This window comes from Streptomyces coeruleorubidus, from assembly GCF_008705135.1.
Lineage (GTDB): Bacteria > Actinomycetota > Actinomycetes > Streptomycetales > Streptomycetaceae > Streptomyces > Streptomyces coeruleofuscus.
On the sequence record NZ_CP023694.1, the window covers coordinates 1,126,631 to 1,150,966 of the forward strand.

The 24,336-nt window shown below is 72.5% G+C and carries 21 protein-coding genes and 1 pseudogene; 14 read left to right on the forward strand and 8 right to left on the reverse strand.

Annotated features, from left to right (window positions below):
* Positions 1-77: 77 nt before the first annotated feature.
* The 3 genes from CP976_RS05185 (at position 78) to CP976_RS05195 (ending at position 2,312) form a co-directional block, all read left to right on the forward strand.
* Positions 78-770, forward strand: a complete 693-nt coding sequence (locus tag CP976_RS05185) for a phosphatase PAP2 family protein (RefSeq protein WP_150479238.1) — start codon at positions 78-80, stop codon at positions 768-770.
* A 9-nt stretch (positions 771-779) separates the two neighbouring features.
* Entirely contained in the window at positions 780-1,469 is a 690-nt protein-coding gene (locus CP976_RS05190; RefSeq protein WP_150479239.1) for an HAD family hydrolase, read from the forward strand.
* 156 nt (positions 1,470-1,625) lie between these two features.
* Complete coding sequence (locus tag CP976_RS05195) at positions 1,626-2,312, forward strand: TetR/AcrR family transcriptional regulator (RefSeq protein ID WP_150479240.1); 687 nt, start codon at positions 1,626-1,628, stop codon at positions 2,310-2,312.
* Here CP976_RS05195 and CP976_RS05200 read toward each other — a convergent pair.
* Positions 2,300-3,802 carry an LVIVD repeat-containing protein gene (locus tag CP976_RS05200; protein WP_150479241.1) on the reverse strand — a complete coding sequence of 501 codons (1,503 nt, stop codon included), beginning with the start codon at positions 3,800-3,802 and terminating at the stop codon, positions 2,300-2,302. The genes CP976_RS05195 and CP976_RS05200 overlap by 13 nt on opposite strands.
* A 226-nt stretch (positions 3,803-4,028) precedes the next feature.
* Here CP976_RS05200 and CP976_RS05205 point away from each other — a divergent pair, with 226 nt between their 5' ends.
* Complete coding sequence (locus CP976_RS05205) at positions 4,029-4,646, forward strand: DUF305 domain-containing protein (RefSeq protein ID WP_150479242.1); 618 nt, start codon at positions 4,029-4,031, stop codon at positions 4,644-4,646.
* Between the two features lie 40 nt (positions 4,647-4,686).
* Here the strand turns inward: CP976_RS05205 and CP976_RS05210 are convergent, their stop codons facing one another.
* Complete coding sequence (locus CP976_RS05210; protein ID WP_150479243.1) at positions 4,687-5,151, reverse strand: DUF6214 family protein; 465 nt, start codon at positions 5,149-5,151, stop codon at positions 4,687-4,689.
* Positions 5,152-5,359: 208 nt separating this feature from the next.
* Here CP976_RS05210 and CP976_RS05215 point away from each other — a divergent pair, with 208 nt between their 5' ends.
* Positions 5,360-6,703 carry an FAD-dependent oxidoreductase gene (locus CP976_RS05215; RefSeq protein ID WP_150479244.1) on the forward strand — a complete coding sequence of 448 codons (1,344 nt, stop codon included), beginning with the start codon at positions 5,360-5,362 and terminating at the stop codon, positions 6,701-6,703.
* On the opposite strand, the gene CP976_RS05220 is transcribed toward CP976_RS05215, so the two are convergent.
* Positions 6,700-7,071, reverse strand: coding sequence for an ArsR/SmtB family transcription factor (locus CP976_RS05220; protein WP_150479245.1), 372 nt, complete (start codon positions 7,069-7,071; stop codon positions 6,700-6,702). The two genes, CP976_RS05215 and CP976_RS05220, sit on opposite strands and share 4 nt — an antisense overlap.
* Here CP976_RS05220 and CP976_RS05225 point away from each other — a divergent pair.
* Positions 7,040-7,939: pseudogene (locus CP976_RS05225) on the forward strand (NADH:flavin oxidoreductase/NADH oxidase); the annotation flags it as partial. The gene CP976_RS05220 and the pseudogene CP976_RS05225 overlap by 32 nt on opposite strands.
* Positions 7,940-7,973: 34 nt before the next feature.
* Here the strand turns inward: CP976_RS05225 and CP976_RS05230 are convergent.
* Together CP976_RS05230 and CP976_RS05235 are read right to left on the reverse strand one after the other, a co-directional pair.
* Entirely contained in the window at positions 7,974-9,293 is a 1,320-nt protein-coding gene (locus tag CP976_RS05230; protein WP_150479246.1) for an extracellular catalytic domain type 1 short-chain-length polyhydroxyalkanoate depolymerase, read from the reverse strand.
* A 97-nt stretch (positions 9,294-9,390) separates the two neighbouring features.
* Positions 9,391-10,473: a glycoside hydrolase family 62 protein gene (locus CP976_RS05235; RefSeq protein WP_150479247.1), complete on the reverse strand. Its 1,083-nt coding sequence runs from the start codon at positions 10,471-10,473 to the stop codon at positions 9,391-9,393.
* Positions 10,474-10,854: 381 nt separating this feature from the next.
* Here CP976_RS05235 and CP976_RS05240 point away from each other — a divergent pair, with 381 nt between their 5' ends.
* A complete protein-coding gene (locus CP976_RS05240) occupies positions 10,855-11,835 on the forward strand; it encodes a pectate lyase family protein (protein WP_150479248.1) in 981 nt (326 codons plus the stop codon).
* Between the two features lie 88 nt (positions 11,836-11,923).
* On the forward strand, positions 11,924-12,712 hold the full coding sequence (locus tag CP976_RS05245) for a pectate lyase (protein WP_150479249.1): 789 nt from the start codon (positions 11,924-11,926) through the stop codon (positions 12,710-12,712).
* 75 nt (positions 12,713-12,787) lie between these two features.
* Here CP976_RS05245 and CP976_RS05250 read toward each other — a convergent pair whose 3' ends face one another.
* On the reverse strand, positions 12,788-13,546 hold the full coding sequence (locus CP976_RS05250) for a PaaX family transcriptional regulator C-terminal domain-containing protein (protein ID WP_150479250.1): 759 nt from the start codon (positions 13,544-13,546) through the stop codon (positions 12,788-12,790).
* Between the two features lie 75 nt (positions 13,547-13,621).
* Between CP976_RS05250 and CP976_RS05255 the strand changes: the two genes are divergently transcribed.
* Complete coding sequence (locus tag CP976_RS05255; protein ID WP_150479251.1) at positions 13,622-15,289, forward strand: acyl-CoA dehydrogenase family protein; 1,668 nt, start codon at positions 13,622-13,624, stop codon at positions 15,287-15,289.
* A gap of 140 nt (positions 15,290-15,429) precedes the next feature.
* Complete coding sequence (locus CP976_RS05260) at positions 15,430-17,508, forward strand: HEAT repeat domain-containing protein (protein WP_150479252.1); 2,079 nt, start codon at positions 15,430-15,432, stop codon at positions 17,506-17,508.
* 807 nt (positions 17,509-18,315) lie between these two features.
* On the opposite strand, the gene CP976_RS05265 is transcribed toward CP976_RS05260, so the two are convergent.
* Positions 18,316-18,900 carry an Rv1733c family protein gene (locus tag CP976_RS05265; protein WP_150479253.1) on the reverse strand — a complete coding sequence of 195 codons (585 nt, stop codon included), beginning with the start codon at positions 18,898-18,900 and terminating at the stop codon, positions 18,316-18,318.
* Between the two features lie 260 nt (positions 18,901-19,160).
* On the opposite strand from CP976_RS05265, the gene CP976_RS05270 reads away from it, so the two are divergent.
* From CP976_RS05270 to CP976_RS05285, 4 genes are all read left to right on the forward strand, one after another.
* Positions 19,161-20,258, forward strand: a complete 1,098-nt coding sequence (locus tag CP976_RS05270; protein ID WP_150479254.1) for a WD40/YVTN/BNR-like repeat-containing protein — start codon at positions 19,161-19,163, stop codon at positions 20,256-20,258.
* A gap of 111 nt (positions 20,259-20,369) precedes the next feature.
* Positions 20,370-21,047, forward strand: a complete 678-nt coding sequence (locus CP976_RS05275) for a uracil-DNA glycosylase (protein ID WP_150479255.1) — start codon at positions 20,370-20,372, stop codon at positions 21,045-21,047.
* Positions 21,044-22,027 (forward strand): N-acetylglucosamine kinase, encoded by a 984-nt coding sequence (locus CP976_RS05280; RefSeq protein WP_150479256.1) that lies wholly within the window; start codon positions 21,044-21,046, stop codon positions 22,025-22,027. The genes CP976_RS05275 and CP976_RS05280 overlap by 4 nt, the downstream gene beginning before the upstream one ends.
* Positions 22,028-22,153: 126 nt before the next feature.
* On the forward strand, positions 22,154-23,077 hold the full coding sequence (locus CP976_RS05285; protein ID WP_150479257.1) for a sirohydrochlorin chelatase: 924 nt from the start codon (positions 22,154-22,156) through the stop codon (positions 23,075-23,077).
* A gap of 105 nt (positions 23,078-23,182) precedes the next feature.
* Here the strand turns inward: CP976_RS05285 and CP976_RS05290 are convergent, their stop codons facing one another.
* Entirely contained in the window at positions 23,183-24,211 is a 1,029-nt protein-coding gene (locus CP976_RS05290; protein ID WP_150479258.1) for a lactonase family protein, read from the reverse strand.
* Positions 24,212-24,336 lie beyond the last annotated feature (125 nt).

Sequence of the window (24,336 nt, forward strand, 5' to 3'; positions counted from 1 at the left end):
GCCGAAGCATGCGGTTCGGGGACCGAAGATCTTCGCCGTACTGGATCCGGAGGCCCCGGTTCGGCGAGGATCGCATCATGAACGCCCCGTCCGTCGACTCCCCGCCCCGCCCGCAGCACCGCACCGCCGCCCGGTCGGCCGGCGTCCTGGCGCTGTGTTCCGTTCTGCTGCTGACCCTCGTCGCGGCCAGATGGAGTCCGTTGATCAGCGCGGACGGAGACATCTCCGCCACCACCCACCGCTGGGCGGTCGAGGAATCAGGCGTCACCCAGGCGTGCCGCATCCTCACGGACTGGGTGTGGGACCCGTGGACCATGCGACTGCTGTGCGCGGTCGTCGTGGTGTGGCTGGTGGTGCGCTTGGCGGCGCGCTGGACGGCGTTGTGGCTGGCGCTGGCGGTCACGCTGGGCACGCTGTTCCAGCAGGCCCTCAAGGCACTGGTGGACCGCCCTCGCCCGGTCTGGCCCGACCCGGTCGACTCGGCCCACTACGCGGCCTTCCCGTCGGGCCACGCCATGACCGCCACGGTGGTGTGCGGCCTTTTCCTGTGGCTCCTGCGGCGGCACGGCGTCGGCCGTGCCGTGTGGCGTACGGCCGTGACCGTGGCCGTCGTGTCCGTGGTCGGCGTGGGACTGACCCGTGTCTGGCTGGGCGTCCACTGGCCGTCGGACGTGGTGGGCGGCTGGCTGCTGGGCGCGACCGTGGTGGCCCTGGCCGTGTGGACGCACGAGCACCGGCAGCCGCGCACCCACCCGGACAGCGCCTCGTAGGATCGCCCCATGACGGCTGTGCTGTTCGATTTCTCGGGAACGCTGTTCCGTGTCGAGTCCACCGATTCCTGGCTGCGCGGCGTCGTCGCCGACGCGGGAGTCCCCTTCACCGAGGCGGAGTTGACCGCCGCCGTGCGTGCGCTGGAGGCAGCGGGAGCGCTGCCCGGCGGTGGTGCTCCCGCACGGGTGCCGGCCGAACTCGCCGACTCCTGGCTGATCCGGGACCAGAGCGCCGCACTGCACCGGGCCGCCTACACCGGCCTCTCCCGCCAGGTCACGCTGCCCGACCCGGCGTTGCACGACGCGTTGTACGACCGCCATATGACACCCGCTGCATGGACCCCGTACCCGGACGCCGTGGAGGTGCTCCGCACCCTGCGGGAACGGGGCATCCCCGTAGGAGTGGTCAGCAACATCGGCTGGGACCCGCGCCCGGTGTTCCGTGAGCACGGCCTGGACGGCTACATCGACGTGTACGTCCTGTCGTACGAGCACGGCATCCAGAAGCCCGACCCGCGGCTGTTCGCCACCGCCTGCGAGGCGCTCGGCGCCGAACCGCGCCGGACGCTCATGGTCGGCGACGACCGCAGGGCGGACGGCGGGGCCGCCGCCCTGGGATGCGGGGTGCACTTCGTGGACCACCTGCCGGTGACCGACCGGCCGGACGGACTGCTGCCGGTCCTGGACCTGGTGAGCTGAGGCCACCACCAGGTCACCTGGTCATCTGCTCGCCCGCCTCGGACGATCCCCCGTGTCGCCCGAGGCAGACGGCATCCCCCGGCCATGACCGCGCGGTTCTGGCCGGACCTCTCCGAGTATAGTTGGCTGGCAGCCAGTCAACGCAGGAGTTTCAGCATGTCCCCGCGCAGCGCCTCGGTCAATGAAGAGTTGCGGAGGCGTTCCAAGGAGCGGCTTCTCCAAGCGGCGGTCGAACTGGTCGGCGAGCGCGGCTTCGAGGCCACGACGCTCGGCGACATCGCCGACCGGGCGGGCTCGGCCCGCGGGCTGGTCTCGTACTACTTCCCGGGAAAGCGCCAGCTCGTGCAGTCCGCCGTGCACCGGCTGATGCACCGCACGCTGGAGGAGGCGCTGGAGCGCGAGCCGCGTACCGAGGACGGCCGGGAGCGGATGGCGCGGGCCATCGACGCGATCCTGGGCCTGGCCAGGGACCGGCCCGTGCTGATGCGCCAGCACATGGCCGGGCTGCTGCAGGCCGAGGGCTTCGTGCCCTGCCCGGAACAGCGGCGCCTGGCCGAACTGCTGCGGGACACCGTCGCCCGCCACGGCTCGCGGGACGTCGACAGCGACTATCCGATGCTGCGGGCCCTGCTGATGGGTGCCGTGTACGCCGCCCTGGTGCCGGGGGCGCCGATGCCGGTCCCGGTGCTGCGGGGCGAGTTGTTCGCGCGCTACCGGCTCGACTGGGAGCTGGGTGTCCCGCCGGAGACCGGAGCCTCCGGCGGGAGGGGTGACAGGGATCTGTCGCGGTTCTTCGCGACCGGGGCCGCACCGGAGTGCGACCCGCGGGCTCAGCCGAAGTAGTCCGGCTGCGTCTGCGCGTTGAACTCACGCAGATGGACCCACCGTGCCGGGTCCGTGCGCCGGTCCTTGATCTTCAGGACGTCGAAGCCCTTGGTGATCTCGTTGGAGTAGATGTAGCCGTTGTAGTAGTACGCCGACCACGAACCGCCGAAGGTCAGTTGCTCGGTACTGGCCGGGCCGCGCTCGAAGTAGGCGATCTCCCTGGGCTTCGACGAGTCGGTGAACTCCCAGACGGAGACACCCCCCTGGTACCAGGCCTGGACCATCAGGTCCCTGCCCTTCACCGGGATCAGCGAGCCGTTGTGGGCCACGCAGTTCTCGGTGTCCGCCTGGTGGCGGGAGATCTTGAAGTAGGTGCGGAAGACGAGCTTGCGCTTGTCGCCCTTGCCGACGATGTCGTAGATGCCGTCGGCACCGCGGTTCGGGCCGGTCGCCTCGTTGCAGGTGGGCGCGGGGCCCCCGCCCAGCTCGTCGGTGAACACGACCTTGTTCGCCTTCTGGTTGAAGGTCGCCGAGTGCCAGAAGGCGAAGTTGACGTTGTCCTGCACCCGGTCGATGACCTTCGGGTGCTCGGGGTCCTTGACGGAGAACAGGATGCCGTCCCCCATGCAGGCGCCCGCGGCCAGGTCCGCCGAGGGCAGCACGGTGATGTCGTGGCAGCCGGTGGTCTTGGAGACGCCCGGGTTGGTGGGCCCGCCCGGGTTGCCGCCGCCGTCCGGGCCCTCGCCGGGGAACAGCACCGGGAAGCCCACGACCGCCGCCTTCTCGGGGGCGTTGCGCGGCACCTTGATGACGGAGATGCCGTCGTGCGGCGGCTGGCAGTCCGGGTACGTGGCGTTCGGCGAGTACGAGGAGACGTACACGTAGACGTTCCGCCGCTCCGGCACCAGCGTGTGGGTGTGCGAGCCGCACGCGGTCTCGACGGCGGCGACGTACCTGGGGTTCCGCTTGTCGCTGATGTCGAAGACCTTCAGGCCCTCCCACGAGGACTTCTCGGTCGCCGGCTGCGTGGTGCTGCTGCAACTGCTGTCGCTGCGCGAGGAGTCGGTGGACAGGAACAGCAGGTTGCCGGAGACGGAGATGTCGTTCTGGGAGCCCGGGCACAGCACCTGGGCGACCGTCTTCGGTGACCCGGGGTTGCTGATGTCGAAGATGCGGAAGCCGTCGTAGTTGCCGGCGAAGGCGTACCTGCCCTGGAAGGCCAGGTCCGTGTTGGTGCCTGCCAGCACGTCCTTGGGGATGTTGGCGACGTGCTCGATGTTCGCGGAGTGGACGATCTCGTCCTGGCCGGGTATCTCGCCGTTCTCGATGGCCTCGCGCGCCTCGGCCTGGGCGCTCTTGGAGACCTCCTTCGGCCTGGGCGGGACGTCCCCCGGGTCGGGGGTGGCCCCGGCCGGCGCCGCCACGAGGAGCGCGGCCAGCACTCCGCCGGCGATCGCGCCGGCTCCCAGGCGTCTGCGGCGGGTTCTGCGGTCGTTGAACAGGATCACTGTTTTTCCTCCCTGGTTCCGTTCACTGCGGAACGGTTCACGCACCACGCAGTATCGTCCTCGCCATGCACATACCAACAGGCGGCAACAGGATCTTAAAGAAGTCGCTCGCTCAATGACCCGCGAGCATGCCCGAATGGCCGTAAGTACCACCAGGTGTCCACCAACACGCCTGCCACAGGAGGTCGTTGTGCCCTTCCGCCGCGCGTCTCGTACGTCCGTCGCCATGACGGGACTGGTCGCCCTGGCCGCACTCGCGGCCGGGGGTTGCGACTCCGGTCCGGACCGGAAGCCGGCCGCCGCGGACGGACCCGCCGTGATCGCCCCGGGCAAGCCCGGCGAGGCGAACCGCACCCTGTCCGCCGAGGAAGCCGCAGACCAGCACTCGGAGAACGACTCTCCCAACTCGGCGGATGTCTCCTACGCCCGCATGATGATCGAGCACCACGCCCAGGCCCTCGTGATGACCGAACTCGCCCCGGCGCGCGCCGAGTCGGCGAAGGTGAAACGGATCGCCGCCCGGATCGCCGCCGCCCAGAAGCCGGAGATCGAGGCCATGAAGGGCTGGCTGAAATCGTACGGGAAGCCGCTGAAGGCCGAGCGGCACGAGCACGCCACGATGCCCGGGATGGCGACCGCGGCACAGCTGAACAAGCTGCGCGCGGCTGACGGAAGGGCGTTCGATCAGCTCTTCCTGACCCTGATGACGACCCATCACCAGGGCGCGATCACCATGGCCACGGACGTGAAGGGGCAGGGCAACAACATCCGGGTCGAGGAGATGGCCGACGAGGTGATCGCCCAGCAGACGAGCGAGATCTCGCGCATGCGGGACATGCTCTAGGCGTGCTAATCGGTCCCGGTCGAGCGCCGGGCCGGACTCCTCAGTGCCGGGCGCGGCGCGGGGTCAGGAGTCCGGCGTCCCGGGCCTGGCCGATCAGCCTGAGGGACGTGCGGCGGCTGTGTCCGGTCGCGCACATCACGGCGAGGACGGGATCGGCACCCTCCAGCTGTGCCGCGCGGTACTCCTGCGCGACCAGCCACCGCCCCTCCGCACCGCGCGGCCAGGCCGACCGGGCGCGCCGCCGCTGGCTGCCGCCGTCTTCCGGAGCCGTCCCGGCACCGGCGCAGCACGCCTCGGCCAGCGAGTCCTCGATCCAGTCGGCGAGCACCGCGAGGTCGTCGAGGGACAGCGCGGGCTGCGCGCGTACGTCCTCGACGCCGACGCGTCCTCCGGCCACGACGGCCAGGGCGTCGACGTGGGCGCCGTCCGCGAAGGCCAGCCGGACGTCGAACCACCGCGTGGCGTCCTCGTTCTCCCGCACCTCCCACGCGGGCCGCACGGACACCGCACTGTCCGCCGGGGAGCGATCGGAAAGATTAAGAAAGGATGCTTCCAGCACACACAGAACGTAACCGAATGATCACATTCCCTATAGATCGGACACGCACCCCGGGCGGAGCACAGCACCCTGTCAGCGGAGCCCGGCCGGTGCGATGCTGGAGGCATCAGCACCTCCTGCGATCCCTCGGGATCCCCGGGTAAGGAGTTCCGCCGTGCTGCGAGTCGCCGTCGTAGGCTCCGGGCCGAGCGGGTGCTACACCGCCCAGAGCCTCGTCCAGCAGGACCCCGAGGTGCGCGTCGACGTCCTGGACCGGCTGCCGTGCCCGTACGGCCTGGTCCGGTACGGCGTGGCTCCGGACCACGAGAAGATCAAGTCGCTCCAGAACAACCTCCGCACGATCCTGGAACACGACCGGGTCCGGTTCGTCGGAGGCGTCCAGGCCGGCCCCGGCGGGGTGCCGGTCGCCCGGCTGCGGGAGCTCTACCACGCGGTGGTGTACTGCGTGGGCGCCGCGACCGACCGGCACCTGGGCATCCCCGGGGAGGACCTGCCGGGCAGCTGGTCGGCGACGCAGTTCGTGTCCTGGTACAGCGCTCACCCGGACGCCGTGGACGCCGGATTCCTGCGGGACGCCCGGTCGGCCGTGGTGATCGGCGTCGGCAACGTCGCCGTGGACGTCACCCGGATGCTGGCGCGCGGCCTGGCCGAGCTCAGCCCGACCGACATGCCCCAGGCAGCCCTGACGACACTGGCGGCGAGCCGGGTGACCGAGATCCACATGGTGGGCCGGCGCGGCCCGTCCCAGGCCCGCTTCACCACCAAGGAGCTGCGCGAACTGGGCACCCTGCCGGAGACCGACGTCATCGTGGACCCGGCGGAGCTGGCCCTGGACCCCGGGTACACCGACCCGTCCGCACTGCCCGCCGCGCAGCGCCGCAACGTGGAGGTGCTGCGCGGCTGGTCCGAGACTCCGCCGAGCGGCGCCCCGCGCCGGATCCGGCTGCGCTTCTTCCTCCGCCCGGCCGCACTGCTCGCCGAGCAGGGCCACGTGGGCGCTGTGCGCTTCGAGCGGACGGCACCGGACGGGCACGGCGGCGTGACGGGCACGGGCCGGTTCGAGGACGTCGAGGCACAGTTGGTGCTGCGCTCGGTGGGCTATCGCGGGGTGCCGCTGGAAGGGCTGCCCTTCGACCCGGACAGCGGCACGGTGCCGAATCTGGCCGGGCGTGTCCTGCGCGAGGGCGTCGTCACACCCGGCGAATACGTGGCCGGCTGGATCAAGCGGGGCCCGACAGGCGTCATCGGCTCGAACCGCCCCTGCGCGAAGGAGACGGCGACGTCCCTGCTGGAGGACGCCCCGGTCCTCACCCGGAAGAACGTCGCGGAGGACCCGATCACGGCACTGCGCGCAGAGGGGGCCGACCCGGTCGAGTGGACGGGCTGGCAGTCGATCGAGCAGGCAGAGGCATTGCTGGGGGCGTCGCTCGGCAGGAACGTGGTGAAACTCCCCGACTGGCAGTCCCTCATGACCGCCGCGCACGGCGACGTGCTCTAGCCGCCACGGACAGCCTGCCGGCCCGCGGCATCGAGAAGGACATCCATAAGCCCCGGGAACAGCTCGTCCAGATCGTCCCGCCGCAGCCCGTTCATCTTGGCCGTCCCCCGGTACACCTGCCGGATCACCCCACTCTCGCGCAGCACCCGGAAGTGATGCGTGGTCGTGGACTTCGTGACGGGCAGGTCGAAGTGCGAACAGGACAACTCCCCGCTGGCCGCGGCGAGCTCCCGCACGATCCGCAGCCGCATCGGGTCGGAGAGCGCGTGCAGCACACCCTCCAGCCGGATCTCGTCGCGCACGGGATGCGGCAGGTCGCGACTGCTGACGGCGGGAGAGGTCACGGCGGTGTCCCCGGAGGGGCGCATCTCGCCGTACGACCTCGGCATCTGGAACGACACCCAGGTCGAGGCGTTCCGCCGCATCACCCGCTTCCTCGCCGCAGAGGGCACGGTGCCGGCGATCCAGCTGGCCCACGCCGGCCGCAAGGCTTCGACGGACCGCCCCTGGAAGGGCGGCGCCCCGGTCGGCCCGGACGCCCACGGCTGGGACTCCGTCGCGCCGAGCCCGATCGCCTTCGACGACCGGCACCCGGTTCCGGCCGAGCTGACCGCCGATCAGATCAAGGACATTGTCAAGCAGTTCGCGGACGCGGCCCGCCGCGCGCTCGCCGCCGGTTTCGAGATCGCCGAGATCCACGGCGCCCATGGCTATCTGATCAACGAGTTCCTCTCCCCGCACTCCAACCACCGCACCGACGCCTACGGCGGCTCGTACGAGAACCGCACCCGTTTCGCGCTCGAAGTCGTCGACGCCGTACGGCAGGTGTGGCCGCAGGACAAGCCGCTGTTCTTCCGCGTCTCGGCGACCGAATGGCTCGACGAGGGCGGCTGGACCGCGGACGACACCGTCCGCTTCGCCGCCGACCTGCGGGCCCACGGCGTCGACCTGCTGGACGTCTCCTCCGGTGGCAACGCCTCCGGCGTGCGCATCCCCACCGGCCCCGGCTACCAGGTGCCCTTCGCCGCCCGGGTGAAGCAGGAGACGACGCTGCCGGTCGCCGCGGTGGGGCTGATCACCGAGGTCGAGCAGGCCGAGAAGATCCTGGCCAACGGCGAGGCCGACGCGGTCCTGCTGGGCCGTGAGCTGCTCCGCAACCCTTCGTGGGCCCGGCTCGCGGCGCGGGAACTCGGCGGTGAGGTGCGGGTGCCGGACCAGTACCACCGGTCGGTCTGAGCCGGCACCCGAGCCGCGAGGCAAGGCGCCCGCGTCAACCGGTCGCACACGCCGTCCCGTTGAGCGTGAACGCGGCCGGGGCGGCGCTGTTGCCGCCGTGCGCGGCCTGGTAGCCGATGCTCACGCTCGCGCCCGGCGCGATGGTGCCGTTGTAGGACACGTTGGCCGCGGTCACCGACCCGGAGGAGGGCGTGTACGTGGCGCCCCAGCCGCCCGTGACCGTCTGCCCGGCGGGGAGCGTGAAGCCGAGTTTCCAGCCGTTGGCCGTCGTCGTACCGGTGTTGGTGATGGTCACGGAGGCGGTCAGGCCGGTGTTCCAGGCGTTCACCGCGGCCGTCACCTTGCAGGCGCCGGGCTGGGGCTGGGGGGCCGGGCCCGACTTGTCGAGGCCGAAGAAGGTGAGCACGCGGGATGCCATGCCGTGGGAGTACAGGTTGTGGCCGATGCCCTGGAGGCTGATCGCCTCCACGGGCGCCTGGTCACCCGTGCCGCCGTAGCGGGTGCGGGTCCAGCCGGACTGGGGCGAGTCGGTGGCGGCCGGCGTCTGGCTCACGCCCTGCACGTTCGTCCACTGTTTGATCTGCTCGCCGAAGTTGGGGTAGCGCAGGACGTCGTCCTCGGTGCCGTGCCAGATCTGCATCCGCGGGCGGGGTCCGCTGTAGCCGGGGTACGCGTTCCGGACGAGGTCGCCCCACTCCTTCGGGGTGTGCGTGACCGTGCCGCCCGAGCAGTTGCTGTTCCACTCGGAGCCGTCGGTGGTGGCGAAGCAGGCGAACGGCACGCCGGAGAAGGCGGCGCCCGCCGCGAACACGTCGGGGTAGTCGCCGAGCAGGACGTTCGTCATCATCGCGCCGGAGGAGATGCCGGTGGCGAACACCCGGCCGGTGTCGGCGTCGTAGGTGCGGGTCACCCAGTCGATCATCGACTTGATGCCGACCGGGTCGCTGCCGCCGCCGCGGCGCAGCGCCTGGGGCGAGGAGACGTCGAAGCACTTGCTGCTGCGCGTGACGGACGGGTACAGCACGATGAACCCGTACTGGTCGGCCAGGGTGTCGTACTCGGTGCCGTTGTACATGTCCGGGCCCGAGCCGGTGCACCAGTGCACGGCGACCACGACCGCCGGGTTCGGCGTGACGCTCTCCGGCACGTACAGGTACATCCGCAGGTTGCTGGGGTTCGTGCCGAAGCCGGTGACCTCTGTGAGGGTCGCGGTGGGCACGGCCTTCTCACGTGCGGAATCACGGGCCGAATCACGGGCGGAATCACGGGCGGCGGCCGCTGGTGCGGTGAGCACCGTGGCCGCGAGCAACGGCAGCAGCGCGGCGAGGAGCGTGGCGAGGAGTGCGGCGGGCATCGACCGCAGCGGTCTCCTCGTCGTGGGGCGGGGGGTGGCAGGCACGTCCGGGTCCCTTCGGTTGTGAGGCGCGGCTCGCAGGACGTCGTACGGCGGTTCAGCAGGTGGAGTTCGTCTGGGTCAGCAGGGCCAGGCGCCAGGGCAGCCGGTAGTACTCGCCGCCGGCGGCCGGGTCCATCCCCTGGTAGAGGAACCGGAGACGGCACGGGTCGATCGTGAGGGTCTGGTCGACGCCGGCGCGGATCATCTCGCCGTGGCTGAAGTCCCTGGTCCAGGCGGGTTGTCCGGCCTCGAAGGCGACGTTGGACGAGCGGGCGAAGGGGTTCGCCTCGGTGTCGGCCAGCGGTTTCCACGCGCCGCCCAGGTTGTCGGCGGTCCAGGCCCGGAAGTAGCGCCGCCAGTCGGATCCGGTCGCGAGCGCCTCGACGAGCATGAGGTAGCCGTCCGCGTCGCCGAGCCGGTAGACGTTGCCCGCCTCGAAGAGGTCGAAGCGGTTGGGTTCGGACAGCACGATGGCGGTGTCGCGGAAGCCGTTCGGGAACTCGGCGAGGGTGGTGCGCGAGCGGTACTGGTGGCCGTTGCCGTCCGAGAAGAACAGGTAGCAGTCCGTCCGGTCGCAGATCGTCCAGAAGTCCAGCCAGGTGCCGTCGCCCTTGTTCTCGGTCACGATGGGCGGCTCACCGCCGAAGAAGTTCCGCGGCGCGCTCCAACTGAGCGGGTCCGAGGGGTCCTTGGTCGTGGAGTAGGACGGCGGTCCGGTCTGGTAGACCATGTACCAGGTCTGCTGGGGCGCGAAGTGGAAGACCTGGGGCGCCGCCGCGTACCGGCTGCCGATGTCCGGGTTGGTGTCGAGGAACGTCTGCGGAGCCGAGCCGGCCTCGGACCACCGGGCGAAGCTCGTGTATCCGAGGCTCCAGCGCCCGGCGGTGTCGGCGGTCGTGAAGTAGACGTGCCAGCGGTCCCGGTACCGGAACACCGTCGGATCCTTGACCGAGAGGATCGGGTGGCCGGCATCCGGTTTCGGGCTGATCAGCGGGCCGCTCGAAGACCACGAGAACGACCCCGGCAGGGAGCCCTCCCGGCCGGGCTGCGGCGTGCCCGCGAGCGCCGGTCCCGGCGCCAGGGCCAGGACACCGACGGCCGGCAGCATGAACACGAGTCCGCTGACGAACGTACGCATGCGCGGAGTCCTCATCGACCCGCCCTCTCCTGAAGGGAAGCGTCCGATCGGCATGGTGACATGGACATGGCTGTCATGGAAGCGCTCCCACGCCACTTCCCCCGGCGTCGGCGCTCCGACCAGGTCCGGCCGAATGTGTTCTGCGCGAGGCGTTGACTAGAAAGCGCTTGCCCCCTACGTTCCGTTCAGCAGTGTGACCCGGTAGCGCCTCCGCCAAGGCGCCCGCCGGAGCCTGCCAGGTCCAGGGATGTGCACCCCTGAGGCGTGGCAAGACCTCCGGAGCAGTCGCACGCAGCGCGCGCGGTGAACAACATGGCGAACGTCATTCATGTACATGACCGACCTGGCACCATGAAGGCACCACGAAGGGACGCACCCCACATGCGTACTCAACCCCCACGTACACGTGTCCGCAGATCCACCCTGGCGCTCGCCGCCGCATCCGCACTGGCGACCGTGACGGTCCTGGCCGTTCCCCAGCCGGCCGGGGCCGCAGAGACCTCTCCGGTGGGGTTCGGCGCGGGGACGACCGGCGGCGGCAGCGCCTCGGCGGTCACCGTCTCCACGCTGAGCGCCTTCAAGACGGCCGTGACCGGGAACTCGGCCAAGGTCGTCCGGGTCAACGGCCTGATCTCGCTGAGCGGTCAGGTCGACGTCGGGTCCAACACGACCGTCCTGGGCGTGGGTTCCGCGTCCGGGTTCACCGGCGGCGGACTCCGGCTGAAGAAGGTCTCGAACGTCGTCATCCGCAATCTCAACATCAGCAAGCCGGTGGCACCCGCCGACGGCATCACCGTCGAGGCGTCCAGCAAGGTCTGGATCGACCACAACTCCTTCTCGGCCGACCGCGATCACGACAAGGACCACTACGACGGTCTGCTGGACGTCAACCACGGCGCGGACAACGTCACGGTGTCCTGGAACACCTTCAAGAACCACTTCAAGGGCTCGCTCGCCGGCCACAGCGACAACAACGCGAGCGAGGACACCGGCCGGCTGAAGGTGACGTACCACCACAACCACTTCGCCAACGTGTACTCGCGCATCCCCAGTCTGCGCTTCGGCACCGGGCACTTCTACAACAACTACGTAGAGGGCGCCGACACCGCCTGCCACTCGCGCATGGGCGCCCAGATGCTGGTCGAGAACAACGTCTTCCGCTCGACGAAGGTCGCGGTCACCACGAACCGCAGCAGCGACGTCGACGGATACGCCAACCTGCGCGGAAACGACCTCGGTGGAGCCGCCACCGAGATCTCGCGGGTCGGCACCTTCACCAGCCCGCCGTACGCCTACACGGCGGAGCCGGCCTCGTCCGTCGTCGCCTCGGTGACGTCGGGTGCGGGCGCCGGAAAGCTCTGACACCCGCCCGGTCGGGCACCCCGTCCGCCCGGACACCCCTTCCGCTCGGACACCCCTCACCCGCTCAGACGACAGAAGGAATCGGGACATGACTTCTGCGACACGTCCGCGCGCCCGCAGGCGCGCGCTGACCGGCGCGCTGGCCACCCTCGGCCTGTCGGTTGGCATGATCATGACTACCAACGCGCCGACGGCGAGCGCCGCCACCTGGCCCACCCCCAACGGCAGCCAGGGGACCTCCTCCACCATCTCCGTGTCCGGCACCAAGGACTACGGGATGAAGCGGTTCTACGGCACCGGAAGCCTGGCCGGTGACGGCCAGGAGGAGGGCCAGGACCCGATCTTCAAGCTCACCGACGGCGCGGTGCTGAAGAACGTCATCCTCGGCGCCCCCGCGGCCGACGGCATCCACTGCGAGGGCAGCTGCACGCTCCAGAACGTCTGGTGGGAGGACGTCGGCGAGGACGCCGCCACCTTCCGCGGCGGCACCGGCGCCACGTACCACGTGATCGGCGGCGGCGCGAAGAAGGCGGCGGACAAGGTCTTCCAGCACAACGGCGGCGGCACCCTGAACATCTCCAACTTCGCGGTGCAGGAGTTCAAGACGCTCTACCGCTCCTGCGGCGACTGCTCCACGCAGTACACCCGCAAGGTCAACCTCAACACCATCGACGTGACCGGCACGGGCACCACCGCCCGGCTCGTCGGCATCAACGTCAACCGCAACGACGTGGCGACGCTGCGCGGCATCACGATCCGCAACGACGCGAGCCGGAAGGTCGTCCCCTGCCAGAAGTACAACAACAACACCGCCGTGGGGACGGGACCCGACAGCACCAACTGCAAGTACTCCACCTCGGACATCACCTACAGGTAGTCCCTGAGGCAGTCCCCCCACGGTGAAGACGGCCGTGCGAAGCGTCCTGGCGGGCGCTTCGCACGGCCGTCCGCGTCATACGCCCCGCACCCGCGCACGCACCTCGCCGATCAGCTCCCGCTGGTAGTCGGTGTAGGCGGCGCGCAGCTCGGCTCCCGGCCAGTCGGCCGGCAGGAGTCCGGGCGGCAGGACGGGGTCGGCCAGCAGGTGCCGCACGACGGCGGCGAAGGCGGTCAGGCGGTCGGCCGGGCGGGGTGTCCGGGCGATGTGGGCGAGCAGCGCGCGGGCCGTGGCGGACCAGGCGTCCAGCGGCCACAGGCTCCGGGCCAGGTCGCGGGCGGGCCGGTCGGGGCGGGCCGTGTAGTGCTGGGCCACCCGGTCCAGGTCGCCGAGGAGGGCGCGGGCCAGGTTGGCGGGGCGGAGCCAGACGCCCTCGCGGAGTTCGGCGAGCCGGAGGGCGGTCAGCCGGGCCCGCAGATCGGCGCGTTCGGCGGGGCCGCGTCCCGTCGCGGTGATCACCACCATCTCCCAGTCGCCGTCCCACGCGCGCGTGCGCGGGTGCACGGCGTCGTCCTGGCGGCGCTGGCGATCCAGCAGCCGGTCGCTGAGGCGGTAGCCGGTGTCCGTGCGCCGCAGATCGCCGGCGGCCACCATTCGGCTGAGCGCCGCCCGCAGTGTGGAGCCGCCGACGCCGAAGCCCTCCACGAGCCGCACGAGCTCCCTGACCGGCAGTTCGGGGGGATGCGTTCCGAGGAGCAGGCTCAGCACGACCGACCGCGCGGACAGCGGCCGCAGATCGAGCGCGCCGGGCCGCGCCGGGACGTTCATCGGCATGGTCACGTACTGTACGCGGCGGAATTGCGTGTTGCAGGATTGCTGCGACTGCAGGAAGAGTGCAACACTCGACGTATGGTCTCGACACTCGACGAACAGCGGGCGTACGGCGGAGCCGCCACGCACGACGTCACCAACCAGGCTCCGCCGTACGCCCCGTACGACGCCTCCGAGGACGCGGCCCTGCTGGAGGGGTTGCGGCGGGAGGGCGCCGGGTGGTCCGAGGAGGACCTGCGGCGGCTCGGCAGGCAGGCCGGCAGCGTCCAGGCGCAGGAGTGGGCCGACCTGGCCAATCGCCACGAGCCGGAGCTGCGGACGCACGACCGGTACGGCAACCGCGTCGACGAGGTCGACTTCCACCCGAGCTGGCACCACCTGATGCGCACCGCGATCGCCGAGGGACTGGCCGCGTCGCCCTGGGCGGACGACCGGGCGGGCGCCCATGTCTCCCGGACCGCGGGCGGACTGGTGTGGGGCCACACGGAGGCCGGGCACGGCTGCCCGACGTCGATGACCTACGCGGCCGTCCCCGCACTGCGCAGGCAGCCGGAGCTGGCGAAGGTCTACGGACCGCTGCTGACGAGCCGGGAGTACGAGCCCGGGCTGCGGGTGCCCACGGAGAAGCGCGGGCTGCTGGCGGGCATGGGGATGACCGAGAAGCAGGGCGGCTCCGACGTCCGGACGAACACCACGACGGCCACGCCCACGTCCGAACCCGGGGTGTACACCCTGCGCGGGCACAAGTGGTTCACGTCTGCGCCGATGTGCGACGTGTTCCTGGTACTGGCGCAGGCCCCGGGCGGCCTGTCCTGCTTCCTGGTGCCGCGCGTGCTGCCCGACGGCACCCGCAACACCTTCCGCATCCAGCGTCTGAAGGACAAGCTGGGCAACCGGTCCAACGCCTCCTCCGAGCCCGAGTTCGACGGGACCGTCGCCTGGCTGGTCGGCCCCGAGGGGCAGGGTGTGAAGACCATCATCGAGATGGTCAACTGCACGCGGCTCGACTGCGTGATGATGTCGGCCGCACTGATGCGCAAGTCGCTCGTCGAGGCCGGGCACCACGCGCGGCACCGCAGCGCGTTCGGCGCACGGCTGGTGGACCAGCCGCTGATGCGCAACGTTCTGGCCGATCTGGCGCTGGAGTCCGAGGCCGCCACGACCCTCACCCTGCGGCTGGCCGGGGCGGCCGACCGGGCGATCCGCGGGGACGCCCAGGAGACCGCGTTCCGCAGGATCGCCACCGCCGTCGGCAAGTACTGGGTGACCAAGCGAGGTCCGGCCTTCACCGCGGAGGCGCTGGAGTGCCTCGGCGGCAACGGCTACGTCGAGGACTCGGGTATGCCCCGTCACTACCGCGAGGCTCCTCTGCTGTCGATCTGGGAGGGCTCGGGGAACGTCAACGCCCTCGACGTGCTGCGAGCGCTGAGCCGTGAACCGGGCACGGCCGAGGCCCTGTTCGGCGAGTTCGCCCGTGCCCGGGGGGCGGACGCGCGGCTGGACGCGGCCGTGGTGCGGCTCAGAGACCGGCTGTCCGGGGCGTCCCAGACGACGGCCCGCCGTCTCGTGGAGGAGATGGCACTGACGCTCCAGGCCTCCCTCCTCGTCCGGTACGCCCCGCCGGCGGTCGCCGACGCGTTCTGCGCGACCCGGCTCGGGGGCGACTGGGGGCACGCGTTCGGGACGCTGCCGGAGGGTGCGGACCTCGACGCGATCGTGGACCGCGCGCTGCCCGTCGGGAACTGAGCGGTCCTCCCCCGGCGGCGACGAGCCGCTGTCGGCCAACGGGCACACAGTTCGCGGACAGTCACCTCCCGATTCCACTTCGTTGTCAGTGCCGTGGTGCAGACTCCCCGTCAGTTGGCACTTCGCCCGGGGAGGACAACGTGTTCAGGGGGATCGACGAGGTCGACTGGGCCTCGCTGCGGCACGCCTACGGCAGCGCGGAGGACGTGCCCGGACTGCTCCGGGGACTGGCCTCCGCCGACCAGGCCGAGCGGGAGACCGCGCTCGACCGGATGTACGGCGCCGTGCACCACCAGGGAGGCCTGTACGACTCGACGCTCGCCTGTGTTCCGTTTCTCCTCGCGCTCGCCGTCCGTGAGGAGGTGCGGGACCGGGCGGGGGTCGTGGAGCTCCTTGTCAGTATCGGCGGGGCCGACGGGGGTGGGGTCGGGGCCGGCGGGGGTGAGTTCGATGGGGACGGGGGTGGGGCCGACGATCTCGCCGCGCAGGCTCGTGCCGTCCTGCGCGCGGGTGCCGATGTCTTCGTACTGCTGGCCGGGGACGCGGACGCCGGAGTGCGCCGGGCGGCCCCGGCGGCGCTTGTGCGGTTCCTCGACCGACCGGCTCGTGTGCTCGCCCTGTTACGGGAGCGGCTCACCGTGGAGCGGGACGACCGGGTCCTGCTGGCCCTGGCCGAGAGCCTCGGCCTGTTCGCACGGCGGCACCTGCCGGCCGGTGACTGTCACGCCGCGGAGGCGGTGGGCCTGCTGGCGGCGCTGAGCGGGCCGCCTTACGAACCGGGGCTGCGCCTCGCCGCGCTCGGCCAGCTGGCGCAGTGCGCCCCGGAGTTGCTTCCTGCGGATCTCGTACCCACGGTGGTCCGGCTGCTCCGGGACAGGTCCGGGCAGCGCGGCTGCGAGAGATTCGCGCAGGACGGTCCCGGCGCGGACACGCTCGCCGGGCGGCTGCGGCGCCTGCGCCCCTCGGACGAGGAGGGCTCCCGGCTGCTGCGCACCCTGCACTCCGCGCTCGGCTGCCGGGTGGCCGACCGGGTCGCCCTGCTGTGCGGACAGTTGACCAGTCCGGATCCCCTCGACCGGTGCAACGCCGTGTGGATGTCGGCCGGGCTGTTCCGCGAGTGGCGTACCGACGTGGTGGAGCCGGTCGCCCTCATAGGTGCCCAACTGGACGCCGAGGAAGGCTGGTTGCACGACGCGGCGGTCGCCGTCCTGGTGGAGCTCTTCGAACTGGCCCTGCCTGCCTCGGACCACCTCCACGCCCTGGTGACCGGCCGTCCCGAGCTTCGCGTACGCCACGGGGAGCGGGGGGCGCCGACGCTGGGCAGCCCGCTCAAGGCACTGGCCAGGGCCGGGGACGCGCGGGCCACGCCGGTGCTGGCCGAGGTGCTGGCAGGCCCGGTCGTACCGCACGACCTGGGGCTGGTGATACCCCATCTGGGCCGCGCTGCCGCGCCGCTCGCCCCCGCCCTGCGGCGACGCCTCGCCCGTGTTCCGCTCGGCGGCCCCGACACGCATGAGCGGGCCGTCCCCCTCCTGACGGCACTCGCGGCACTGGGCGACGCCGAGTCCGTGCCGTCGGTGCTGCGCCTGCTGCGTGGCATGCCGGACGGGCTGCGGCTGCGCGGCGCCGTCACGGAGGCGGCGGTCCGTGCCCTGGGGGCGGTGGGCAGCGCCGCGCACGAGGCGGTACCGGATCTGCGCGGGCTGCTGGAGACCGACTGCGCCGTCGCGGCCGCGGACGCCCTGTGGTCGGTCACGGGTGAGGCGGATGCCGTCGTGCCCGTACTGCTCCGCAAGCTGACGGACGGCGGGAGGGGCCGGTATCGGCCGGCGGCGGCCGACTTACTCGGACGCCTGGGGCCGGCGGCCCGTACGGCCCTGCCCGCGCTGCGCCGGATGACCGGCTCCGGCGAAGCGCCGGAACGGGCAGCGGCGGCCTGCGCGGTGTGGCGGATCACCGGGGAGCCGGAACGGGAGCAGGTCCTGCCCGTCCTCCGCGCCGCATGGACGGAGCACCCGCGCACCCGCACGGCGATCGCCGGGTGCGTGGCAGCGCTGGGCCCCATGGGAGCGCCCCTGCACGACCTGCTGCGAGCGGAGCTCACGTCCCCACGACGGCATCGGGCCGACTCCGGCGGCTGCGGCAGCCACGGCATCCATGAGGACGAGGGGTTGTTGCGGCTGTGCCGGGGGGCGCTGAGCCGGGAGGGTGGCGGGTAGAGCGGGCGGGGTGGAACGCGTACGCCCGCGTCCGGGTGGGACCGGCCTGCCGTGTCGGGCGGGACCGGCGGTCCCGCCGGACGGGGACCAGCCACCTTCGCCGGACGTGGGACGCCCCGCCCGTAGGACCGCGACCAGCCGCCCCCGCCGGACCGTGACCCTCCCGCCCCATCGGACCGCGACCAGCGGCCCCCGCCGGACCGGGACCGCCCCGCCCCATCGGACCGTGACCGGCCGCGCCCGTCGGACGGTGAACCGTGGCCCTCGCCGGGCTGGGGCCGCCCTGCCTGCCGGACGGGGACCGCCCTGCCCCACCGGACCGCGACCGGCCGCGCCCATTAGACGGGGACCAGTGGCTCTCGGCGGCTTGGACCGCCCTGCCCCGCCGGACCGCGACCAGCCCCTAGACGGGGACCATCCCGCCCATCGGACAGGCACCACCCGCCCCCGCCGGGCTGGGACCGCCCTGCCCCGTCGGACTGCGACCAGCCGTCCCCATCGGACGGGGACCGCCCCGCCCCATCGGACCACGACCAGCCGCCCCCGCCGGACTGCGACCCGCCGCGCCCATCGGACGGGGACCACCCGCCCCCGCTGGGCTGGCACCGCCCCGCCGCATCGGACCGCGACCAACCGCGCCCATCAGAAGGGGACCAGCAGCCCTCGGCGGCCTTGCCCCCCTGCCCCGCCGGACAGCGACCAGCCGCCCCCGCCGGACCGGGACCGACCCGCCCCGCCGGACTGCGACCCGCCGCGCCCATCGGACGGCGACCAGTCCTTCCACCGGACCGGGACCAGCCCCTCCGGTCACCCCGTCGTGCGCCCCCACATCGGGCCGAAGCGGGACCACTCGGCGTCCCACTGGTCCATGCGGCGGCGTTCCAGGCGGCGGCGTACCGCGCGGCCGACGGCGAGTGGGGCGAGCGCAGCGCAGACGCCCGCCACGCCGCCGATCAGCGAGGCGCGCACGCGAGCCTGGGACTCGGTGACGGGGCGGGTCACCTGGCGGCCCTCGCGGTCCGTCCACACGGTGATCGGCGAACCGGCCTGGCTGCCCGCCAGCACCCGCACCTGGCCGGACTGCGGGGAACCGTCCGCAGCGGTCCACCGTGCCTCCGCCCAGACGTGCTCGGCACGGGAGACGTCGCCGTTCTCGGAGGCCGTCCCGGGAGCCCGCTCGGCGAGCCGGGCCACGAGGGGGCGCCATTCGACCCGCTCGCGGGCCAGCCCGTCCTCCACGGAACGGCTCACCGTCAGGCCGGCGAGCACCCCGACGAACACGGTGAGCATCCACACGCCCAGCACGACCCAGGCCTCCACCCTGTCGGCGCGCCGTTTGAGCGGATTGCGCCGCCAGCGCCACAGCCACACCTTCGGACCACGTAACGCCATCGAAGGCTCCTCCTCACGAGCGCATGACCATCCCGCCGCCCTCCCCATACGGAAGAGGGCCGCTGGATGCTCACTGCACGTACCCACAAGGGGGCGCCTCGGGCTGTGGCAGCGTCTTCGCGGGCGGGGCGCCTGACGCCCGTACGCGGCGCCGACACGGCCCTGACCTGCGCCGGAGTCCGCTCCGGGGGTGACTGTCAGTGGTGGGGTGCAGACTGGCCCGTGTCTGAGACGAGGGCGTCGACGACGACGCCGCGGAGGTGATCGGCATGACCGAGGTACTGCTCGCCGTGGGCACGCGCAAAGGCCTGTTCATCGGGCGCCGGCGGGACGGTGGCGCCTGGGAGTTCGACCAGAGCCCCTACTTCAACGCGCAGGCCGTGTACTCGGTCGCCATCGACACCCGCACCGCGACCCCGCGGCTGCTGGCCGGCGGCGACAGCGCGCACTGGGGCCCGTCCGTGTTCCACTCCGACGACCTGGGCCGGACCTGGACCGAACCGGCCCGGCCGGCCGTCAAGTTCCCCCAGGACACGGGGGCGTCCCTGGAGCGGGTGTGGCAACTGCACCCGGCCGCGGCCGAGCCGGACGTGGTGTACGCGGGCACGGAACCGGCCGCGCTGTACCGCTCGGAGGACCGTGGCGAGACGTTCGAGCTCGTCCGGCCCCTGTGGGAGCACCCCACGCGGTCGAAGTGGGTGCCGGGCGGTGGCGGTGAGGGCCTGCACACCGTACTCACCGACGCACGCGACCCCAACGCGGTGACGGTCGCCGTCTCGACCGCCGGTGTGTTCCGCACGCTGGACGGCGGAGCGAGCTGGGCGCCCTCCAACTCGGGCGTCTCCGCGGTGTTCCTGCCCGACCCGAACCCGGAGTTCGGCCAGTGCGTGCACAAGGTGACGCGGGACGCGGCGAACCCGGACCGGCTCTACCTCCAGAACCACTGGGGTGTCTACCGCAGCGACGACGCGGGTGCGCACTGGACGGACATCGGCGAGGGCCTGCCGTCCACGTTCGGCTTCGCGGCGGCCGCACATCCGCACAGAGGGGACACCGCGTACGTGTTCCCGATCAGCGCCGACGCCGACCGGGTCCCGGCCGACCGCCGGTGCCGGGTCTACCGGACGGCGGACGCGGGCAAGAGCTGGGAGCCGCTCTCGGCGGGGCTGCCCCAGGAGGACCACTACGGCACGGTGCTGCGCGACGCGATGTGCACGGACGACGCGGACCCGGCGGGCGTCTACTTCGGCAACCGCAACGGCGAGGTGTTCGCCTCGGCGGACGACGGCGACAGCTGGCAGCAGCTCGCCGCGCATCTGCCGGACGTGCTGTGCGTGCGGGCCGCGGTCGTCGGCTGAGGCGGGGACCAGGTGGGGGACGGGGGGAGGTACGAGGCGAGGGATGAGCTTACGAGCGGCCCTTGGCCACTGGTTGATCGCCGCTGCCCGTACGGCAGTAGGGTGACGCCCGTGGCACCACGACCCTTGCATGAAATCGTCGAAGCGGGCTGGGCGAAGGCCCTGGAACCGGTGGCCGAACGCGTCGCCGCGATGGGGGACTTCCTCCGCGCGGAGATCGCCGCGGGACGCACCTACCTCCCGGCCGGGCCGAACGTGTTGCGGGCCTTCCAGCAGCCCTTCGACGACGTACGGGTCCTGATCGTCGGTCAGGACCCGTATCCGACCCCGGGGCACGCGGTGGGGCTGTCGTTCTCGGTCGCGCCCGAGGTGCGGCCGCTGCCCGGCAGCCTCATCAACATCTTCCGCGAGCTGAACGCCGATCTGGGACTGCCGCAGCCGTCCTGCGGTGACCTCACGCCCTGGACGCAGCAGGGCGTGCTGCTGCTCAACAGGGCGCTCACCACCGCCCCGCGCAAGCCCGGGGCCCACCGGGGCAAGGGCTGGGAGGAGGTCACCGAGCAGGCGATCCGGGCCCTGGCGGCGCGCGGCAAGCCCCTGGTGTCCATCCTGTGGGGCCGTGACGCCCGCAACCTGCGCCCACTGCTCGGCGACCTGCCCTCCGTGGAATCCGCCCACCCCTCCCCCATGTCGGCGGACCGGGGCTTCTTCGGCTCCCGCCCGTTCAGCCGGGCCAACGACCTGCTGATCCGTCAGGGCGGCCAACCGGTGGACTGGCGCCTGCCGTGACCGGGGCGCCGGAAGGCTCCGGCTTCCTCGCGGTGGACTCCGGCGGGTCCGGACTCCGGGTGGTGGTCGGAACCGCCGAGCGCGGACCGCTCGCCCGGCGGACGTCCGACGAGCCGGTGCGCACGGGTGACCGGGGCATCGACCCGGAGCACTTCATGGCGCGACTCGTGCCGCTGGTGCGCGCCCTGACCGCCGAGGCCGGTCCTGTGCGACTGACCGCCGCCGTCGTCGGCGCGGCCGGGCTGGCCTCCCTCGGTGCCGGGCTGCGCGCCGAACTGCCGGGTGCCCTGGCGCGGGAGTTCGGTGTGCGGAGGGTCGCGCTGGCCGCCGACGCGGTGACCGCGTACGTGGGTGCCCTCGGGCCCCGGCCCGGTGCCGTGATCGCCGGTGGTACGGGACTGATCGCGATCGGGACCGACCTGGCGGGCTGGCGTCGGGCGGACGGCTGGGGGCATCTGCTCGGCGACTGCGGTGGCGGTGCCTGGATCGGGCGGGCCGGGCTGGAGGCCGCGCTGCGAGCCCACGACGGCCGGGAAGGCGGCTCGGCCCGGCTGCTGGCCTGCGCCGAGGAGGTGTTCGGGCCCGTGGCCGGGCTGCCCGGCGCACTGTATCCACGGCCGGACCGCCCCGCCGTCCTCGCCTCGTTCGCGCCCCGGGTGGCCGTCTGCGCGGAGGAGGACCCCGTGGCGGCGGGCATCCTGCGCGCGGCCGCCCGGCACATGGCCGACTCCGCGGCGGCCGTGTGCCCCGGCGGCGCCTCGCGCGTCGCCGTCACGGGCGGCCTGTTCAAGATCGGCCACCCGCTCCTCGCACCCCTCGACGAGGAACTGGCGAAGCGGCTCCCGCACGCGCGACGGGTGCCGGCCGAGGGCGATCCGCTGCACGGCTCGGTGCGCATGGCGGCCGAGCTGAGCGCCGGTCCGCTCACCCTGCCGGGTGACGAGACCATGCTGAGCGTGACCACCCGATCGGGTGATTGATCCGATCGCGCACCATCCGCAGGTCATTCAATCCGTACGTAACTCATCAGACAAAAGCGGACGGATACCGCTCACCTGACCCCTCCCCGAACAGGGGAGCCCAAGAAGCCAGTAACATGCGGCGCCATGAGTTCCCCCACTGGACCCGAGTCCGGCCTCCCAGTACGAATGCCGCGACCCCGCCAGCCCGGACGGCACCGCCGCCCGGAGCCGCTGGTGGCTCCCGAGGGCGCGCCCGCGCTCGTCCTCGCCGTGCCGGGCACGCCCAGTAGCGCCACCCGCAGCCTCGCCGAAGAGGTCGTGAGCATCGCCCGCTCCGAGCTGCCCGGCCTCGACGCCCGCATCGGGTACCTCGACGGGGACAACGCGGAGTTCCCCACGCTCCAGGCCGTGCTCACGTACGCCGCCGAGGAGCGCACCGCCCGCTTCGAGCAGGCGCGTGCCGCCGGCCTGGACGTCAGGGAGCCCGACGGGCCGGTCGCCGTCGTCGTGCCGCTGCTCGCCGGCCCGGACAGCGCGCTGCTGCGCCGGGTCCGCCAGGCCGTCATGGAGAGCCGGATCGCCGCCGAGCTGACCGATGTCCTCGGTCCGCACCCGCTGCTCGCCGAGGCGCTGCACGTGCGGCTCTCCGAGGCCGGCCTGGCCCGCGCGGACCGCGCCCGGCTGTTCACCGTGGCGACCGCCGCCGACGGCATCATCCTGGCCTCCGTGGGCGGTGACGAGGCCGTGCAGGCGGCCGGGATCACCGGCATGCTGCTCGCCGCGCGCCTGGCGGTGCCGGTGATGGCGGCGGCCCTGGACCAGGAGGGCTCCATCGCGTCCGTCGCCGAGCAGCTGCGCTCCTCGGGTTCGCAGCAGCTCGCCCTCGCGCCGTATCTGATCGGCCCGGAGATCGAGCCGGGACTGGTCGAGGAGGCCGCGAAGGAGGCGGAGTGCTCCGCCGCCGAGTCGCTCGGTGCGTACCCGGCGATCGGGAAGCTGGCGCTGGCCAAGTACACGACGGCGCTGGGGATCGCGCCGCAGCAGGCTCAGGGCACGCCGGTTCGCTGACGTCCCCCGGTACGGCCGAGAAGGCCCGCCCCGGTCAGGGGCGGGCCTTCGTCGTCGGGGCGGCGCCCCCCGGTATCCCCGTATCCCCGTATCCCCGTATCCCCGTCAGCCGAGGATCACGCACGACGCCGCCGTCACTCCGATCGAGCCGGCGCGTCGCGGAATGCCCGTGCGCGGGTCGGTGGCGAACCAGGTCACGTCGCCCGAGCGTTCGTTGGCGACGTAGAGGGAGCGGTCGGACGCGGTGAGGGCGCGGGGCCAGTGGCCACCGCAGGGCACCGTGGTGATCAGCCGCAGTCGCTCGCCCTCGACGGCGAGCACGGACAGGACGTCCTCGCCTCGCGTGGCGGTCCACACGAAGCGGCCGTCGGGCGAGGTGACGATGCCCGAGGGGTAGGCGTCGCCGGCCGGTGCGCCGGGCAGGACCGGGGTCTCGGCCAGCGGTGTCAGCACGCCCTCGGCCTCGTCCCAGCGGCAGACGGTGACGGAGGGGGTGAGTTCGTTCACGACGTACGCGTACGGCCTTTCCGGGTGGAAGGCGAGGTGGCGCGGGCCCGAGCCGGGCCGCAGGGCGGTCTCCTTGTGCAGGACGAGGGCGCCGTCCGTCAGCGTGCAGACCCGCACGGAGTCGGTCCCGAGGTCGACGCTGACGGCCCAGCGGCCGCTCGGGTCGGGCTGTACCTGGTGGGCGTGCGGACCCTGCTGGCGCGGGCTGTGCGGGCCCGAGCCGGTGTGCTGGAGCACGTGGGCGCGGGACCGCGCGAGGGTGCCGTCCGGGCGGAGGGGGATCGCGGTGACGCTGCCGGAGCCGTAGTTGGCGGTCAGGACGTGTCCGGCGAACAGACTGAGGTGGGTCGGCCCGTTCCCGCCGACCGGCACGGGCGGTCCGGCCGGCTCGGGCCTGTCCCCGTCCACGCGGTACGCGGCCACCGCGCCCTCGGCCGTCTCACTGACCGCGTACAGCGTCCGCGCGTCGGGGGACAAGGCCAAGGAGGCGGGGTCGGGGACGGCGTCGACGCTGCTCAGGGCGGTCAGCGCACCGCTGTCGGCATCGACGGCCGCCGTCACGATCCCGGGGCCGCCGGCCGCCGTGAACGACCCGATGTACGCCCTCCGCCTGCCGCCGTCCGCCACCGCTGTCCCCTCTCGTCCCTGAACACGTCCCTCGACCGTCCGGAATGCCCGCGCTGCCGATCATGCGCGGTCTAGACCAAACGGTCAAGGACTGAGCCGACCCGTTCCAGGGGCGGAGAGCCGCC

Excerpts from the sequence above, each read along its gene's own strand:
- CP976_RS05205 (WP_150479242.1), top strand. The coding sequence starts at position 4,029 with ATGACGGGACTGGTCGCCCTGGCCGCACTCGCGGCCGGGGGTTGCGAC.
- CP976_RS05265 (WP_150479253.1), bottom strand. The coding sequence starts at position 18,900 with ATGGCGTTACGTGGTCCGAAGGTGTGGCTGTGGCGCTGGCGGCGCAAT.
- CP976_RS05235 (WP_150479247.1), bottom strand. The coding sequence starts at position 10,473 with ATGCGTACGTTCGTCAGCGGACTCGTGTTCATGCTGCCGGCCGTCGGT.
- CP976_RS05285 (WP_150479257.1), top strand. The coding sequence starts at position 22,154 with ATGAGTTCCCCCACTGGACCCGAGTCCGGCCTCCCAGTACGAATGCCG.
- CP976_RS05190 (WP_150479239.1), top strand. The coding sequence starts at position 780 with ATGACGGCTGTGCTGTTCGATTTCTCGGGAACGCTGTTCCGTGTCGAG.
- CP976_RS05250 (WP_150479250.1), bottom strand. The coding sequence starts at position 13,546 with ATGCCGATGAACGTCCCGGCGCGGCCCGGCGCGCTCGATCTGCGGCCG.
- CP976_RS05220 (WP_150479245.1), bottom strand. The coding sequence starts at position 7,071 with ATGCGCCCCTCCGGGGACACCGCCGTGACCTCTCCCGCCGTCAGCAGT.
- CP976_RS05255 (WP_150479251.1), top strand. The coding sequence starts at position 13,622 with ATGGTCTCGACACTCGACGAACAGCGGGCGTACGGCGGAGCCGCCACG.
- CP976_RS05185 (WP_150479238.1), top strand. The coding sequence starts at position 78 with ATGAACGCCCCGTCCGTCGACTCCCCGCCCCGCCCGCAGCACCGCACC.
- CP976_RS05245 (WP_150479249.1), top strand. The coding sequence starts at position 11,924 with ATGACTTCTGCGACACGTCCGCGCGCCCGCAGGCGCGCGCTGACCGGC.
- CP976_RS05240 (WP_150479248.1), top strand. The coding sequence starts at position 10,855 with ATGCGTACTCAACCCCCACGTACACGTGTCCGCAGATCCACCCTGGCG.
- CP976_RS05230 (WP_150479246.1), bottom strand. The coding sequence starts at position 9,293 with ATGCCCGCCGCACTCCTCGCCACGCTCCTCGCCGCGCTGCTGCCGTTG.
- CP976_RS05195 (WP_150479240.1), top strand. The coding sequence starts at position 1,626 with ATGTCCCCGCGCAGCGCCTCGGTCAATGAAGAGTTGCGGAGGCGTTCC.